Raw genomic sequence first — 16,648 nt, 5'->3', positions numbered from 1 at the left:
CCTATAACCGATTGAGCGCTAATTGTATACTTGGCGGCTCACGAATTCATGGGCAACGGTGCGCAGTCAATGACAGACTCGACGGCAGATGCGAAAACCTTTCAGGGGCTGATACTGGCCCTTCAGCAATACTGGGCGGAAAAGGGCTGTGTCGTGCTGCAGCCGCTCGACATGGAAGTGGGTGCCGGCACCTTTCATCCGGCCACCTTCCTGCGCTCGATCGGCCCGGAGAGCTGGAACGCAGCCTATGTCCAGCCGTCGCGCCGACCCACCGATGGCCGCTATGGGGAAAACCCCAACCGCCTGCAGCACTACTATCAGTTCCAGGTGGTGATGAAGCCCTCGCCGAAGGATCTGCAGGATCTCTACCTCGGTTCGCTGGAACGTCTGGGTATCGACCCGCGAGTCCATGATATCCGCTTCGTCGAGGACAACTGGGAATCGCCCACGCTCGGCGCCTGGGGACTCGGCTGGGAAGTCTGGCTCAACGGCATGGAAGTCACCCAGTTTACCTACTTCCAGCAGGCCGGCGGGATCGAGTGTTTCCCGGTGACCGGCGAGCTGACCTACGGTCTCGAACGTATCGCCATGTATCTGCAGGACGTCGACAGCGTCTACGACCTGGTATGGACGATCGCTCCCGACGGGACCCGCGTCACTTACGGCGACGTCTACCTGCAGAACGAGCGCGAACAGTCGGCCTACAACTTCGAACATGCCGATGTCCCCTATCTGTTCGAGGCGTTCGACCACTGCGAGACCGAGTGCAACAAGTTGCTCGAGGCCAATCTGCCGCTGCCGGCCTATGAGCAGGTACTCAAGGCCTCGCACACCTTCAACCTGCTGGATGCGCGTCACGCCATCTCGGTTACCGAGCGTCAGCGCTACATCCTGAGAGTGCGTACGCTGGCCCGCGAAGTTGCCCACGCCTACTACGCGTCACGGGAGGCCGCAGGCTTTCCGATGGCGCCGGAAGCCCTGCGCCACGAGCTGTTGCAGGAACCATCAGAAACCACTCAGGGAGACGCATGAGCATGGCAGTCAACACCCTACTGATCGAACTGGGCGTCGAAGAGCTGCCGCCGGGCGCACTCCCCAAACTCGCCTCTGCTCTGCGCGACGGCATCGTCAAGGGTCTCGACGAAGCCGAAGTCCCTCATGGCGATGCGTATGCGCTCGCCTCTCCGCGCCGCCTCGCCGTCCGTATCGAAGCGCTTGCCGACAGACAGCCGGATCGTGAGGTCGAGAAGCGGGGCCCGGCGCTGGCAGCAGCCTTCAAGGATGGCCAGCCCACCAAGGCCGCCGAAGGCTTTGCCCGCTCCTGCGGCGTGACGGTCGATGAACTGATCCACCTGGAGACCGACAAGGGAACCTGGCTCGGCTATCGTGAACAGCAGCAGGGAGACACCGTCGAGGCGCTGCTGCCGGCCATCGTCAATACCGCTGTCCACGCCCTGCCGGTTCCCAAGAACATGCGCTGGGGCGCTTCACGCACGGAATTCTCCCGTCCGGTACACTGGCTGGTCCTGCTCTATGGCGACCAGGTCGTCCCGGCCAGCGTGCTGGATCTGGAATCCGGCCGAACGACCCGGGGCCACCGTTTTCACGCCCCCACTCCGATCGAGCTCGCCCATGCGGACGACTACGAAACCTCGCTCGAAAATGCCTACGTGCTGGTGGATCTCGAGCGCCGTCGCGAACGTATCCGCGAACAGGTTCTGGCCGAGGCGGAAGTGCACGACGCCCAGGCGGTCATCGACGAAGACCTGCTGGAAGAAGTCAACGGACTGGTCGAGTGGCCGGTAGCGCTGACCGGCAGCTTCGACGAGCGCTTCCTCGAAGTACCGGCGGAGTGCCTGATCTCCTCGATGAAGGCCAACCAGAAATACTTCCATTTGCTCGATGCCGACGGCAAGCTCAAGCCGCAGTTCATCACGCTGGCCAACATCGATAGCGAAGACCCGCAGCAGGTCATCTACGGCAACGAAAAGGTCATTCGTCCGCGCCTGGCCGATGCAGCCTTCTTCTTCGAGACCGATCGCAAGCGGACGCTGGAGAGTCGCCGCGAGTCGCTGGCCAATGTCGTCTTCCAGCACGAGCTCGGTTCGCTTGCCGACAAGGCCGCTCGTACCGAAGTCGTCGCCCGCTTCATTGCCGGCAAGATCGACGGGGATTCCCAGGCAGCCGCGCGCGCGGCACAGCTGGCAAAGTGCGACCTGGTCACCGAGATGGTGCTCGAATTCCCCGAACTGCAGGGGATCATGGGCACTTACTACGCGCGCCACGACGGTGAGCCGGAAGCCGTGGCCGAAGCCATCCATGAGCAGTATCTGCCCCGCTTCGCCGGCGACGAGATTCCCAGGACATCCACCGGGCTGGCGATCGCGCTGGCGGATCGTCTGGACACGCTGACCGGCATCTTCGGCATCGGCCAGCGCCCCACGGGCGCCAAGGACCCGTTCGCCCTGCGCCGGGCCACCATCGGCGTGCTCAATATCCTGATCAAGGGCGAGCTGGATCTCGATCTGCGCGAGCTGCTGGAACTGGCGGCCTCCCAGCACCGGGATCTGCCCAAGGCGGAAGGCCTGGTCGACGATGTCCTGACTTACATGCTCGATCGCTTCCGCGCCTGGGCACAGGACGAAGCGTTACCCGTCGATGTCTACCTGGCGGTACGTGCCCGTCCGGTAACGCGGCCGCTGGATTTCGCCCGCCGCCTGCGTGCCGTGCACCGTTTCAGCCAGCGTGAGGAAGCCGCCGCCCTGGCCGCGGCCAACAAGCGCGTGTCGAATATCCTGGCCAAGCAGCAGCATGACGGCAGCACCGAGGTGAACGGCGACCTTCTCGCCGAGGAAGCGGAAATCGCCTTGGCCAACGCCGTCAGCGATTGCCGCAACCAGGTCGAACCGCTGTTCCGAGAAGCCGAGTACACGCAGGCCCTTGATATCCTGGCCACGCTACGCGCACCGGTGGACCATTTCTTCGATGACGTGATGGTCGCCGTCGAGGATGACGCCGTCCGCGCCAATCGTCTGGCGTTATTGGCTGGCCTGCAGGCGCTCTTCCTGGAGGTCGCGGACATCGCCGAGCTGCAATCATAGCGCCAATCTTGCGTTTCACGTGAAACATTCGCCCGGCCAAGCGCCGGGCGTTCTTTATTCTCCCCCTTTTCCGCCTTCCTGCTCTTCTCATTCCTCATCGCCTCGGCCCTGCAAGTCAGGCTCATTGCTCGATAAATGATGTTCCACGTGAAACATCACAAAGCTTCGATCGCCTCATGCCTATCCGAGGCCAGGTAGTCGTTCGCGATGGGTAATCGTTCTCGATGCCCGCAAGGACACTGATCTTCGTTAATAACAGCGGCGCGCCATTGGCGTATCGTCAGAATTCCACGAAGCCCAGACTCAAATACCAGGAGGAAGCCATGGCCGACCAGAATGATGCCATGATCAGCTCGCTGATCGATTACATGCAGGAGAAAGGGCTCGTGCTGGCCACTGCCGAGTCCTGCACTGCCGGCCTGATCCTGTCGGAATTCGCCAGCGTTCCGGGGTCCGGCAGCCTGGTGGACTGCGGCCTTGTGGTCTACTCGCCGCAGGCCAAACAGCGTTACCTCAAGATCGATGACGAGATCTTCGAAAAGTATTCGATGACCAGCGAAACGCTCTCTCGCGAGATGGCGATTGGCGCACTCGACTACACGCAGGCAAACGTGGCGATCGCCAATACCGGTATCGCAGGGCCAGAGCCGGCAGAGGATGGCACACCCGTGGGTACGGTTTGCTTTGCCTGGGCCTTCCGCACGGATGAAGGCGACAGTGTCTACTGCGAAACACGCCGTTTCGACGGCGGACGCAACGACGTCAGACTCGCCGCCGCGCGCTATTCACTGGAGCGATTGACGCACTACCATGCTGAAAGCCAAGGTGCCGAAACGGCTACCGGTAGCCAGTGACATTGGCCCCATGACGCCTCGCCTGCCAAGCTATCGCGTAGGTCATCCATCATCACTTCCAGGAGCAGACAATGACTGCAACGACCCAACAACGGATCATCGAATCGCTGGGCATCGAGCCGACATTCGATGCACGCCGAGAAGTCGAACGCCGTATCGATTTCATGGTGCGCTACCTGGAGAAAACCGGTACTCGAGCGTTGGTGCTGGGTATCAGCGGTGGCGTCGATTCGACTACCGCTGGCCGGTTATGTCAGCTTGCCGCGGAGCGCATTCGCGACCGTGGTGGAGCGGCAACCTTCTATGCGATGCGTCTGCCTTATGGCGATCAGCACGACGAGGACGACGCCCAGGCCGCGATCGACTACATTCGCGCCGACCAACAGCTCGATATCGATATCAAGCCCTGTGCCGATGGCTTGCTTGCGAGCCTTGAAGCGGGGAGGCTCGCTTTCCAGGATGAGCACCAACGCGACTTCGTGCATGGCAACATCAAGGCACGGGCACGGATGATGGCGCAATACGCCGTAGCAGGAACACACAACGGCCTGGTCGTAGGGACCGATCATGGCGCCGAAGCCGTCATGGGCTTCTTCACCAAACACGGGGACGGCGCTTGTGACATCACCCCATTGGCGGGTCTTACCAAGCGCCGGGTCAGAGCGCTTCTGAGCGAGCTTGGTGGCCCTGAAGCATTGGTCAACAAGGTTCCTACCGCGGACCTCGAATCCCTTTCTCCGGGACGTACCGACGAAGAAGCCTTAGGTGTGAGTTACGACACGATCGATGACTTTCTCGAAGGCAAGGAAGTCGACCATGATGCAGCAGACCTGATTATTCGTACCTTTGACCGAACCGCACACAAGCGGGAGCTTCCCGTCGCGCCGTAGGCGCGTTCGGCTACTTCCCGGCGGCTCCATGCCAAGGGAGGCCGCCGGGATAGGGATATCGGATTGGCTGCCAATCGCTTTTTCGTTCTTCTTATTCTCCCGCGTCCTCCTTAATCCTCCCGGCAAATCCCGCAAGCTTGGTCTCCTGCGTACCCAGGAATGTTTCACGTGGAACACGAGGCTTTTGCGTCCCGGATCACGACATCCGATAATCGGTCCCTCTTTTCTCAGAGCACGATTTCATATGGTCAAGCTCGTCATACTCGATCGCGATGGCGTCATCAATCGAGACTCTGATGCCTACATCAAATCGCTGTCGGAATGGCACCCCTATCCCAGCGCCATTGAAGCGATCGCGCGGCTGCACCAGAACGGCTGGACAGTCGCCATTGCCACGAACCAGTCCGGCATTGGAAGAGGCTACTATGACATCCGGACGCTCGAGCAAATTCACGATCGATTACGCTCGCTGGTCGAACAAGCCGGCGGGAGGATCGCAGCGATCGAGTACTGCCCCCACCTCCCATCCGACGACTGCGCTTGCCGCAAGCCGCGTACCGGCCTGCTGGAACGGATAAAGGGTCGATTGCATCTGCAGACGCTGGAGGGTTGCTGGATGGTCGGCGATAGCCTGCGTGACATTCAGGCAGGCATTACCAGCGGTTGCCAGACGGCACTGGTGCTTACCGGCAAAGGGCAACGCTCTCGGCACGAGCTGGACGACACGCTTGCCGACACCTGGATCTGTAACGATCTGGCAGATTTCACCAGCCGTCTGCTGAATCAGAGCTCGTAAGCCAACCAACACCACCTCTACAGTTTGGTTAATGTTTCATGTGAAACATCGGTTTTTCCCGAGTTCCCGCAACTGATCCCAACGTCATGCTCAGCCTCGACTATCCTTGGAGAGACACTTCAAGGATGGAAACAGGGCCATGACATTGGGGAAGAAGATTGCGCTAGCCGTAGTAGCGATCGTCTTGTTGTCACTCGTGGCGCTAATCGTCGTCGTCATGACATTCGACTGGAACCGGCTCAAGCCCACGATCAACGAGCGCGTCTCGGCAGCCATTCACAGGCCCTTCGCTATCGAAGGCGACCTCGAGCTGTCCTGGGCGTCCCCGGAAGATGAATCCGGTTGGCGCAGCTGGATTCCATGGCCTCATATCCACGCCGAGGATATCCATGTCGGTAGTCCGGAAGCCGTCACCGACGAAGATCTGCTCAGCCTCGCCTCGTTGGATATCGAATTCTCCCTGCTCCCGCTCATGGACAAGACGGTCTCCATTCCCCATATCCAATTCTCGGGTGCCGAGGCTTCTCTGGTCCGTCTTGAAAACGGCAAGAACAACTGGACATTTGCGCTCGGAAACGGTGAGCAGGATACGGCAGCCGAACCCTCGAACAGCGACAGCGGCTGGACAGTCGATGTCGGAGATATCGCTTTCGATCCGGTGAACGTTCACTACGATGACGCCGTACTGACGGCAACCGCCGATGCCACGGTCCGACTCCTCGGCGAGCCCATCGCCTTCAATGACGTTGCGGAGAAAGGCAGTGCCGCTCGGCAAGCCGTCGGGGATCGAGACGTCGCCGATTACGTATTTGGCTGGAAGGCCGAAGGTGAATATCAGAATCAGGCTTTCGACGGAGAAGGCCGGCTCGGCGGACTGGATGCCTTGCGCCTTCGCGATGCACCCTACCCCCTTCAAGCTACAGTAGAAGCGGGCGCAACCCGGGTGTCCGTCAACGGCACCTTGATCGACCCGTTAGCGCCCAAGAAAATCGATATGGATCTGCAATTTGCCGGCCAGAACCTGGGCGATCTCTACGACATCATTGGCGTGACTCTGCCTGACACACCGCCCTACTCTACCCAAGGCCATCTGACAGCCAATCTCGATACCCAAGAAGCGCTCTCCTTTCGCTATCGCAATTTCGACGGACAGATTGGAGACAGCGACATTCATGGCGACCTTACCTACCAGATGGGCGAACCACGGCCATCGCTGGAGGGCGAGGTCGTTTCGCAGCAATTGCGCTTTGCCGATCTCGCCCCGCTGATCGGTGCCGACTCGAATGCGGAAAAGGCAGACCGAGGAGAAGCCAGCCAGCAGCCGGAAGACAAGCTGCTTCCGGTCGAAGAGTTCGATACGGCGCAATGGAAGACGATGGATGCGAACGTGAAATTCACCGCGCAGCGCATCGAGCATGGCGACTCGCTGCCTCTGGAGGATCTCTATACACATATCACGTTGGAGAACGGGGAGATTCTGCTAGACCCGCTTCGGTTCGGCGTCGCGGGAGGCAATCTCAATACCACGGTACGACTCGACGGTAGCCAAGAGCCGATGCAGAGCCGCGTGGACATGCATATCCGCCATCTCTTGCTGAGCCGTCTGTTTCCCGACGTGGAGCTGATGCAGAACAGCCGCGGAGAACTCAACGGGGGCGCCACGCTGAGTGGCACCGGCAATTCCGTTGCCAGCATTCTGGGCACCAGCAATGGTGACCTGCAGATGCTGGTCAATGATGGCCTTATCAGTCAGAACCTGATGGAACTGGCAGGCCTCAATGTCGGCAACTACCTGGTCGGCAAACTGTTCGGAGATGAACAGGTCAATATCAACTGTGCGGCAACCAATCTGGAAGTCACCGATGGACTGGCCAAAACCCGCTTCTTTCTGATCGATACGGAAAATGCGCTGATCAAAATCGACGGCACCGTCAACTTCGCCACCGAAGCGCTGGATTTCACCATCGAACCGGAAAGCAAGGGAGCACGTGTCTTCACGCTACGCTCGCCACTTTATGTGAAAGGTACGCTCAAGAACCCGTCTCCGGGCGTCGACACCGGATCACTGCTGGCTCGAGGCGCTGTGGGCGCGTTCCTGGGAACCGTGGCGACTCCCGCCGCGGCACTGCTGGCGCTGGTCTCGCCAAGCGCGGACGAAACGACACCCTGTAATGATTTTCTGAGTCAGATTAAAACCGGCACCTCTTCTCAGTAAGCAGTAAATGAACGCTTTCTCGATAAGCGCTTGTTTCACGTGGAACACGTCTACGACCTTGTTTCACGTGAAACCAGGCATCCATTTCCTCAAAGCGCAGCGCGCCAATATCTGACCTGGCGATCAAGCCTGATCAACGAATAGCTTCCGAACGGGAAGCGAGGGATCATTGAGATTGAATAGAGCCCGGCGCGATAGAGTGATACTAGCGCCGGGCTTCGAAAGAAAGAGGCTTACCGGGAGGAGTCGTTCTTGTACTTCTCGCCCAGCGATTCCAGTGCACTGATGATCTTCTCGATCTCGGTGTCGAAGCGCTGTTGCTGCTGTGCATAGAAATGCCGCGTATAGGATGCACCCTTGTGCTTATCCACCAGATTGGAAAACTGGGATTCCAATTGCTCTGTGTGGTAACGCAAACGCTCCGTGAGAAACGAGGCATGGCCCTGGTGACAAGCCACATCCATCAAGGCTCTCATCTGAACCGTCAGCAGATACAGCTGAAGCACGTTGCGATCCTGAACTTCCTTCTGCGTGGAGACGCTATCATCGAGCAGGTTGATCGAACTCATCTGGCAGCAGCCGCTGTCGTCAGTCAGCGGGCGATCCTGAGCCGATTTGTCTTGAGTCTGCAACATGGTCAGACCCTCCTTAGGTCGCTGAACCACACAGTTCATAGTAACACCGCGACATTGCCTGACTGTTCATCATTGGTCGAAGTGCTACCGGGTTACCGGGGTCGCCTAAAGCGTAATGGCGAGAGCGCACCAAGGGGCGCAAATTGGTAGAGAAATCCAGCAATCGGCCACCGATTCACCAGGAGAACCTCACCATGCGTTACGCCAACCCGAATACCTCGGACGCCATCACCCAGTTCGAGAAGCGCTATGACAACTACATTGGCGGTGAGTGGGTACCACCCGCCGAGGGACGGTATTTCGAGAACATCACGCCGGTCACCGGCGAAGTCTTCTGCGAGGTCGCTCGTTCCAGCCAGAAAGATATCGACTTGGCGCTGGACGCTGCTCACAAGGCTGCCCCCGGCTGGGGCAAGACCTCCGTTCAGGAACGCTCGGCCCTGCTGCTCAAGATCGCGGACCGTCTGGAGCAGAACCTGGAAATGCTGGCCGTCGCGGAAACCTGGGACAACGGCAAGGCCGTACGCGAGACACTGGCCGCCGATATTCCGTTAGCCATCGACCACTTCCGCTACTTCGCCGGTTGCATTCGTGCCCAGGAAGGCACCACTGCCGAGATCGACGAGAACACCGCCTCCTATCACTTCCACGAACCGCTCGGCGTCGTCGGCCAGATCATCCCCTGGAACTTTCCGATCCTGATGGCCACCTGGAAGCTCGCGCCGGCACTGGCTGCGGGTAACTGCGTCGTGCTCAAGCCGGCCGAGCAGACCCCGGTCTCGATCTTCAAGGTCATCGAGGTCATTCATGACCTGTTGCCCAAAGGCGTGATCAACATCGTCAATGGTTACGGTGAAGAGGCCGGGCAGGCACTCGCCACCAGCAAGCGCATCGCCAAGATTGCCTTCACCGGATCGACACCCGTCGGCTCACACATCATGAAGTGTGCCGCCGAGAACATCATTCCCTCGACAGTGGAACTGGGCGGCAAGTCGCCGAACATCTATTTCGAGGATGTCATGTCGGCAGAGCCCGCGTTCATCGACAAGTGCGCCGAAGGCCTGGTGATGGGCTTCCTCAATCAGGGCGAAGTCTGTACCTGCCCTTCTCGCGCCCTGGTCCAGGAAAGCATCTACGACGAGTTCATGTCGCGTGTCATCGAACGGATCAAGAAGATCAAGCGCGGCCATCCGCTGGATACCGAAACCCAGGTCGGTGCCCAGGCTTCGCAAGAGCAGTTCGACAAGATCATGTCCTATATGGACGTGGCACGAGGCGAAGGCGCCGAATTCCTGGCCGGCGGCGAGCGGGAGTCACTGGGCGATGAGCTATCCCGCGGCTACTACATTCAGCCGACCCTGCTGAAGGGCAACAACAAGATGCGGGTGTTCCAGGAGGAGATCTTCGGGCCGGTGGTGTCGGTCACGACGTTCAAGGATGAAGCGGAAGCGCTGGCCATTGCCAACGATACGGAATTCGGCCTCGGCGCCGGCGTCTGGACCCGCGACATCAACCGCGCCTACCGCATGGGTCGTGGCATTCAGGCTGGCCGCGTATGGACCAATTGCTATCACCAGTATCCGGCCCATGCCGCCTTCGGGGGTTACAAGAAATCCGGCGTCGGTCGCGAAACCCACAAGATGGTGCTGGAGCACTATCAGCAGACCAAGAACCTGCTGATCAGCTACGACATCAATCCCCTGGGATTCTTCTAACTATCTGACCAGGCGTTCCGATGGCATCGGAGCGCCTGAGGTCGACGGCTGCCCCGTCGATCATCGCGGCGGGCCTGTCCTGAGGAGATCGACAGCAGGCATGCCCGCCGCTTCTCTGTCAGCCACATGGTCAGTCACGTGTCGTCAGCGATGTGTTTCATGTGGGCTATTCCTTCGCGCCCTGAATCAGCTCGGCGAACCGGTTCAGGTCGACGTTCCCTCCGGACAGGATGATTCCTACCCGCTGCCCCTCGACGGCCACCCGGCCACTCAGGGCCGCTGCCGCCGCCAGGCAACCGGTCGGCTCGATGAACTGCTTCATCCGCCCGGCCATGAAGCTCATGGCATGAACGAGCTCGGCATCGCTCACGGTAACGATGTCGTCGACGCACTCTCGAAGTACCGGGAACGTCAGGCTGCCCAAGGCCTGGGTCTGGGCGCCGTCGGCGATGGTGCGCGGCGTGGCGATGGAAACGATCTCGCCACTGGCCAGGCTTCTCTGCGCATCGTTGCCGGCTTCCGGCTCGACCCCGATCACACGACAATGGGGATATCGCGCCCTGGCGACCGTGGCACAACCGGAGAGCAGCCCGCCGCCCCCCAGAGGCACCAGCAGCGTATCGAGCTCACCAACTTCATCGAACAGCTCCTTGGCGGCAGTGCCCTGCCCGGCCATCACGTGGGGATGGTTGAACGGCGGGATCAGTGTCAGGCCCTCGGCCTCGGCGAGCTCGCGACCCAGCGCTTCACGATCCTGGGTATAGCGATCGTAGAGCACCACTTCTGCGCCATACCCCCGCGTGGCAGCGATCTTGATCGCCGGGGCATCTTCCGGCATGACGATGACGGCGCGAATGCCATGCAGCCTGGCCGACAGCGCAATCGCCTGCGCATGATTGCCCGAGGAGAACGCGATGACGCCGGCAGCCTTCTGTGCGGCGTCGAACTGGCTGATGGCGTTGTAACCGCCCCGAAACTTGAACGCGCCGATACGTTGAAGGTGCTCCGCCTTGAAGTGAAGCGATGCGCCGGTAAGATCGTCCGCCGTCGTCGAGCGCAACACCGGTGTTCGATGCGCAATTCCCTCCAGCCGACGGTGTGCCGCCACCACGTCGTCGTAATCGATTGCCAGATTGCTCATGTCGTCATCGCTCTCCTAGTGATCGTCGCCACTGACATTTTTCGGGGCGCTGCGTAAGATGCCGTTCCGAATGCCTGGATACGTATCGTCCGTATCCAGATGTCCGTATCCAGATAAAGTGCTTCGATCATGATGGCTGAACGGCGGCGAGGGAAGAGACAGATGGCATCATACGAGTGGACATGGCACACCGGCCCCGAGCTCGATCCCGACAAGCTCTATGCGCTGCTGTCACTGCGGGTGGCCGTATTCGTGGTAGAACAGCAGTGCCCTTATCAGGAGCTGGATGGCCACGACCTTCAGGCTTCGACGCACCACCTGAGCGTGATGACGAAGCATCATCTCGCGGCGACGTTACGGCTCAAGGTGCCGGAGGAGAGGGATAAACCCGTTTCCATCGGTCGCGTGGTCATCGATCCCGACCACCGCGGCAACGGCCTCGGCCATGACCTGCTGCGTGCTGCACTGGCGCGAATCGAATCGCTCTGGCCCGGCCGGGATGCAGCGCTTTCCGCGCAAGCCCATCTGCAAGACTTCTATGGCCGCCACGGATTCGCGCCGATGGGGGATGTCTATCTGGAGGATGGTATTCCGCATATCGCCATGCAGCGGGATGCTGGTCAGCAGAAAAAGTAAGCGCTCACTTACGCTTATCGGCATGCCGCCATGAAAAAACCGACGCTGGTCGCCAGCGTCGGTTTCTTGTAATGACCACTACCGTCCGTCAACGGCAGGCGGCTGTCGATCAGGCGCCGAATTCGCTCAGCATGGTCTCGATCAGATCGAGCCCTTCCCCGAGCACCTCGTCACTGATGGTGACCGGCATCAGGAAGCGGATCGTGTTGGCATAAAGACCGCAGGAGAGCAGGATCAAGCCACGCTCGCGCGCCTCGCGACACAGCTTGCCGGCCAGCTCGGCGTTCGGCGCGCCGCTCTCGCCACTGACCAGATCGAATGCCGCCATGGCGCCCAGGTTGCGCGTGTTGGCAACACTGGCGTACTCCTGCTGCCATTTGTCGAAACGCGCCCTGAGCTTCTCGCCCAGCGCCTGGCTCTTCTCCAGAATGCGCTCTTCCTCGAACACTTCCAGCACCGCCAGCACCGCAGCGCAGGAAACCGGGCTGCCGGTATAGGTGCCGCCCAGCGAGTTGCCGCCGGAGGCATCCATCACCTTGTCCGTCCCCACGACCGCGGAGATCGGCATGCCGTCCGCCATGCTCTTGGCCATGGTCATGATATCCGGCTCGACGCCGCTGTGCTCGATGGCGAACAGCTTGCCGGTCCGCCCGAAGCCGGACTGCACCTCGTCGACGACCATCAGAATGCCGTGCTCGTCGCAGATCTCGCGGATCGCTTTCAGGAAGCTCGCAGGCGCCGCATGGAAGCCACCCTCGCCCAGCACCGGCTCGATCACGATCGCCGCGGTGTCGTTGACGTTGGCGTCGGTCTTCAGCGTCATCTTCAGATGGCGCAGCGCCTCTTCCTCGCTGACGCCGATGGACGGCACCGGATAGGGCGCGCGATAGACCTGGCCGGGCATCGGGCCGAAGTCGTTACGATACGGCGCCACCTTGCCGTTCATCGCCATGGTCATGAACGTCCGGCCATGGTAGCCGCCAGTAAAGCAGATCACGCTGGAACGACCGGTAGCGGCGCGTGCCACCTTGACCGCGTTCTCCAGTGCCTCGGCGCCGGAGTTGGCCAGCATTACCTTGGCATGGCCGCGTACTGGCGTCACCTCGCTGAGCTTCTGCGCCACCCGCACGTACCCCTCGTAGGGCATGACGGTCTGGCAGGTATGCATCACCTTGTCGAGCTGCGCCTTGACCGCTTCGACCACCTTCGGATGGCGATGACCGATGTTGAGCACGCCGATACCACCGGCAAAATCGATGAAACGCTTGCCGTCCTCGTCCCACAGCTCCGCATTCTCGGCACGGGCGGCGAACTGGCCGGCCGGGCTGGCCGCCCCGTTGGCGACATAGCGCTGCTTGAGTTCGTTGAGTTCTGCGTTGGTCATGGATGTATTAGCCATGGAACACTCCTCCTGACGCGGCATCGAATGCCGCTAACGTGGATTGCGCGTCGTCGTCGAGCTCGGCAGGCGGCGCGCCATGAAATCGGAATCAAGATTTGTCGTAGGTGGCCCGAATGAGGCGATCGCCCATCTCTCGACCGTAGTGCCGTCGAGCCCATCCGTACAGTGCCAATCCGGCGATCATCCAGCCGCCGAAGATGGACCACTCGACGGGCGTCAGCGCCGACGGGCTACCGGGCAGGTAGAGACAGGTCATGCCCAGCGACAGCAGCACCGCCAGCACGCCGACCAGCTTGCCGGCACCGACATGATAAGGACGCGGCATGTCGGGTTCGCGATAGCGCAGGATCAGGAACGACAGCGCCACGAACAGATAGGCGAGCACGATGCCCAGCCCGCCGGCGTCGACCAGCCATACCAGCGCCGGGCGGCCGAAGAAGGGAGCGGCGGTGGAAAGCACGCCGATCAGGATGATCGCATTGGTCGGTGTCTTGTAGCGGGGATGCAGCTTGCCGAGGAAGGCGGGAAGCATGCCGGAATGGGCGAGCGCGTAGATCGCCCGCGAGCCACCGATGTAGAACGCATTCCAGCTGGTGATGATCCCGGCAATGCCCGCCAGCACCATCAGATTGCCGGCCCAGGAAGCATCGAATACCGCCGTCATCGCGTCCGGTACGCTGAGCGAGCTGCCCTGCAGCGCCTGGTTGTCGAGCATCAGGCTGGTACCGAGAATGATCAGGGTATACCAGCACACCGCCATGATGACCGAAAGCACCAGCACCTTGCCGATATCCCGGAACGGCAGGTTGATCTCTTCCGCCGCCTGGGGAATGACGTCGAAACCGACGAACAGAAACGGCACCAGCACCAGTACCGCCACGATACCGCCGATCGCTCCGTGTTCACCGCTGGCGAACAGCGGCTGCATGTTGCCGCCATCACCGGTAAACAGCGACCCGGTCACGAACATCACGCCCGCCACCAGAATCAATCCGGTCACGACCTTCTGCAGCAGCGCGGCGGTGGAGATCCCCAGGTAGTTGACCGCCATCATCACGATCGAGCCGATCACGCCGACCGCCACCCAGGTTGCCTTGACCTCCCAGCCGGCGATGGTCCACAGATCGCCGACGGCGTAACCGGGAAACAGATGCTCGAATACCGTGGGCAGCGCCACGGCTTCGAAGGAGGCGACGCTGACATAGCCCAGCACGATGCTCCAGGTACAGACGAACGAGGCGAAATGGCCGAGCGCGCGGTAACTGTAGACGTGTTCGCCACCGACTTGCGGCATCGCAGACGCCAGTTCAGCGTAGGTCAGCCCCACCAGCAGCACGGCAATACCGCCAATGACGAAGGCGAGCATGGCGCCTACGCTACCGCCGTCGAGAATGGCGCTGCCGGTGAGGACGATCCAGCCCCAGCCGATCATGGCGCCAAAGGCCAAGGCAAGGACGTCCGCACGAGCCAGGACTCGCACGAACTCCGGAGGTTGAGAAGCGTTCGACATGACGGGATTCTCTTCAGGTTGTTATTGATGAGCCGAGATCGTGTTGGGTCAACCCGGAGCTCGGCCCTGACGCCACGCTACCACCCCGACGCCTCGCCGGGACTAGACCACTTTTCAACGACTGTAGACCACCTCCCGCTCCCCACGCATAATCCGAACCTTTCCGCGTCTGCGAGGGGGAGATCATGGACGACCGCCACCGGGCACTGGATCGCATCGCGCAGGCTTACCAGGCCCAGCCGCGTCATCTGACCAAACGTTGCCGCCTCGAACAGACCTTGCTGAGGCTGATCGACAGCGAATGGCAGGATGGTCAGCGATTGCCTGGCCATCGGGCGCTGTGTGCCGAACTCGGTGTGGCTCGCAATACGCTTGCTGGTGTCATCGACACGCTGATCCGCCAAGGGCAACTGGTCACCGATCACGGCCGCGGCACCTGGGTAAGTAAGCGTTCACAATCAAGAGAGCTCGAAGTTGGCGATATCGGACCAGTTTCACGCCGTGCCAATGCCATTCTGAGCGACGTCGGTGCCAGCCCGCTGCAAAGCGGCACCTTCGTGCCCGGCGTCCCCGATATCGCGCATTTCCCGATTGCCCGCTGGCGTCAGCTCTACTCGCGTATCACCGTGCCCCACAATACGCTGCTGCTCTCCTACGCCTCGGGTGGCTATGGGCCCCTGAAGCGGGCCATAGCCGGCTATCTGGCGCGATGGCGAGGTATCGACTGCGCGCTGGACCAGATCGTGATCACCGAAGGCGCCCATCATGGCCTGCAGCTCTGCGCGCTGACACTGTCCGATAACGGGGATCGCGTAGTCATGGATTCGCCGTTCTACTGGGGCGCTCGCAACGTCTTCCAGGCCGGCGGCCTCGCCATCGAACACGCCATCTGGGAACCTGAGAAAGGCTACACCGGGATCCTGCCGCAGCCTCATCCAAGGTTGCTCTACTTTACCGGGACTCACCATTATCCGTTGGGCGTGAAGTCAGTAAGCACTCACAAACGTGACTTGATCGAACACCTCGGATCGGACTGGATACTGGAGGACGACTATGAATTCGGCGACGGCCATCACCGGGAGCTGTCGTTCGACCCCGATGCCGGCAACCAGATCCTGATCGGATCGTTTTCCAAGCTGATGTTTCCGGGTCTGCGGCTGGGCTACCTGGTGGTGCCGAGAGGTCTGAGCGACGCGATCAACCGGGTACGTACCGGCGTCTTTCGTGAAGGTCGGCTGCTGGATCAGGCAGTGCTCGCCACGTTCATCGATGATGGCGATCTGGATGGCTGGTGCCGCCGCATGGCGAGCGAATATCTTCGGCGTCAACAGCGGCTACATGATCTGCTCGTCGGCACGCCCGGAGTCATTGGCGTTTCACCACCGGCCGGCAACATCAGCTTGAGCCTGGCGCTCTCGCCGACGCTGGACGACGAGCGCTTGTCGAAGGCACTGCTGAACCGACAGCATCTGGTCACTCGCCCGCTGAGCCGGGTCTGTGCTACAGGCGATCATCGACGCGGCCTGATACTGGGCGTCGGCATGGTCGAGGGCGAGACGCTGGAACGCCAGGGCCGACGCCTCGCCGAAGGCATCCGCGAATTCGTCGAGCAGAACCGCCAGCCGCCGGTTCACAGCCGGGACGGCTGACGCGGGCCGATCGCCCACCTCTCGCCTTAAACACGGCACAAAAAAGCGGCTCACCCCGAAGGATGAGCCGCTCTTTATGATGGCTGGCCGACCGACTGGCCGGC

At 60.9% G+C, this 16,648-nt stretch carries 13 protein-coding genes; 9 read left to right on the top strand and 4 right to left on the bottom strand.

The window, feature by feature from the left end; all coding sequences use genetic code 11:
• Positions 1-69: 69 nt before the first annotated feature.
• The 6 genes from glyQ (at position 70) to R3F72_RS15920 (ending at position 7,856) form a co-directional block, all read left to right on the top strand.
• Complete coding sequence (glyQ, locus tag R3F72_RS15945; RefSeq protein ID WP_303855157.1) at positions 70-1,032, top strand: glycine--tRNA ligase subunit alpha; 963 nt, start codon at positions 70-72, stop codon at positions 1,030-1,032.
• Between the two features lie 2 nt (positions 1,033-1,034).
• Positions 1,035-3,101 (top strand): glycine--tRNA ligase subunit beta, encoded by a 2,067-nt coding sequence (gene glyS, locus R3F72_RS15940; RefSeq protein WP_332780155.1) that lies wholly within the window; start codon positions 1,035-1,037, stop codon positions 3,099-3,101.
• A 323-nt stretch (positions 3,102-3,424) separates the two neighbouring features.
• Complete coding sequence (locus R3F72_RS15935) at positions 3,425-3,955, top strand: CinA family protein (protein WP_303855154.1); 531 nt, start codon at positions 3,425-3,427, stop codon at positions 3,953-3,955.
• 71 nt (positions 3,956-4,026) lie between these two features.
• Positions 4,027-4,845, top strand: a complete 819-nt coding sequence (gene nadE / locus R3F72_RS15930) for an ammonia-dependent NAD(+) synthetase (protein ID WP_332780154.1) — start codon at positions 4,027-4,029, stop codon at positions 4,843-4,845.
• A 244-nt stretch (positions 4,846-5,089) separates the two neighbouring features.
• The gene (gene gmhB / locus R3F72_RS15925) at positions 5,090-5,641 is read left to right on the top strand and encodes a D-glycero-beta-D-manno-heptose 1,7-bisphosphate 7-phosphatase (RefSeq protein WP_303855149.1); all 552 of its coding nucleotides are present in this window, start codon (positions 5,090-5,092) and stop codon (positions 5,639-5,641) included.
• A 106-nt stretch (positions 5,642-5,747) separates the two neighbouring features.
• Positions 5,748-7,856: an AsmA family protein gene (locus tag R3F72_RS15920; RefSeq protein WP_332780153.1), complete on the top strand. Its 2,109-nt coding sequence runs from the start codon at positions 5,748-5,750 to the stop codon at positions 7,854-7,856.
• A gap of 233 nt (positions 7,857-8,089) precedes the next feature.
• Here R3F72_RS15920 and R3F72_RS15915 read toward each other — a convergent pair whose 3' ends face one another.
• A complete protein-coding gene (locus R3F72_RS15915; protein WP_087720324.1) occupies positions 8,090-8,491 on the bottom strand; it encodes a hypothetical protein in 402 nt (133 codons plus the stop codon).
• A 194-nt stretch (positions 8,492-8,685) separates the two neighbouring features.
• Here R3F72_RS15915 and exaC point away from each other — a divergent pair, with 194 nt between their 5' ends.
• Positions 8,686-10,206 carry an acetaldehyde dehydrogenase ExaC gene (exaC, locus tag R3F72_RS15910; protein ID WP_332780152.1) on the top strand — a complete coding sequence of 507 codons (1,521 nt, stop codon included), beginning with the start codon at positions 8,686-8,688 and terminating at the stop codon, positions 10,204-10,206.
• A gap of 166 nt (positions 10,207-10,372) precedes the next feature.
• Here exaC and R3F72_RS15905 read toward each other — a convergent pair whose 3' ends face one another.
• Positions 10,373-11,347, bottom strand: a complete 975-nt coding sequence (locus tag R3F72_RS15905; RefSeq protein ID WP_332780151.1) for a threo-3-hydroxy-L-aspartate ammonia-lyase — start codon at positions 11,345-11,347, stop codon at positions 10,373-10,375.
• 162 nt (positions 11,348-11,509) lie between these two features.
• Between R3F72_RS15905 and R3F72_RS15900 the strand changes: the two genes are divergently transcribed.
• On the top strand, positions 11,510-11,983 hold the full coding sequence (locus tag R3F72_RS15900) for a GNAT family N-acetyltransferase (RefSeq protein ID WP_332780150.1): 474 nt from the start codon (positions 11,510-11,512) through the stop codon (positions 11,981-11,983).
• 109 nt (positions 11,984-12,092) lie between these two features.
• Here R3F72_RS15900 and gabT read toward each other — a convergent pair whose 3' ends face one another.
• Both gabT and R3F72_RS15890 read right to left on the bottom strand, forming a co-directional pair.
• Positions 12,093-13,367 (bottom strand): 4-aminobutyrate--2-oxoglutarate transaminase, encoded by a 1,275-nt coding sequence (gene gabT / locus R3F72_RS15895; protein ID WP_087720328.1) that lies wholly within the window; start codon positions 13,365-13,367, stop codon positions 12,093-12,095.
• Positions 13,368-13,473: 106 nt separating this feature from the next.
• Positions 13,474-14,895 carry an APC family permease gene (locus R3F72_RS15890; protein ID WP_332780149.1) on the bottom strand — a complete coding sequence of 474 codons (1,422 nt, stop codon included), beginning with the start codon at positions 14,893-14,895 and terminating at the stop codon, positions 13,474-13,476.
• Between the two features lie 185 nt (positions 14,896-15,080).
• Between R3F72_RS15890 and R3F72_RS15885 the strand changes: the two genes are divergently transcribed.
• Positions 15,081-16,544, top strand: coding sequence for an aminotransferase-like domain-containing protein (locus R3F72_RS15885; protein WP_332780148.1), 1,464 nt, complete (start codon positions 15,081-15,083; stop codon positions 16,542-16,544).
• Positions 16,545-16,648: the final 104 nt, after the last annotated feature.

It is taken from the genome of Salinicola sp. 4072 (assembly GCF_036663415.1).
GTDB classification, from domain to species: domain Bacteria; phylum Pseudomonadota; class Gammaproteobacteria; order Pseudomonadales; family Halomonadaceae; genus Salinicola; species Salinicola salarius_A.
This window is presented reverse-complemented; position numbering and strand designations above follow the sequence as displayed.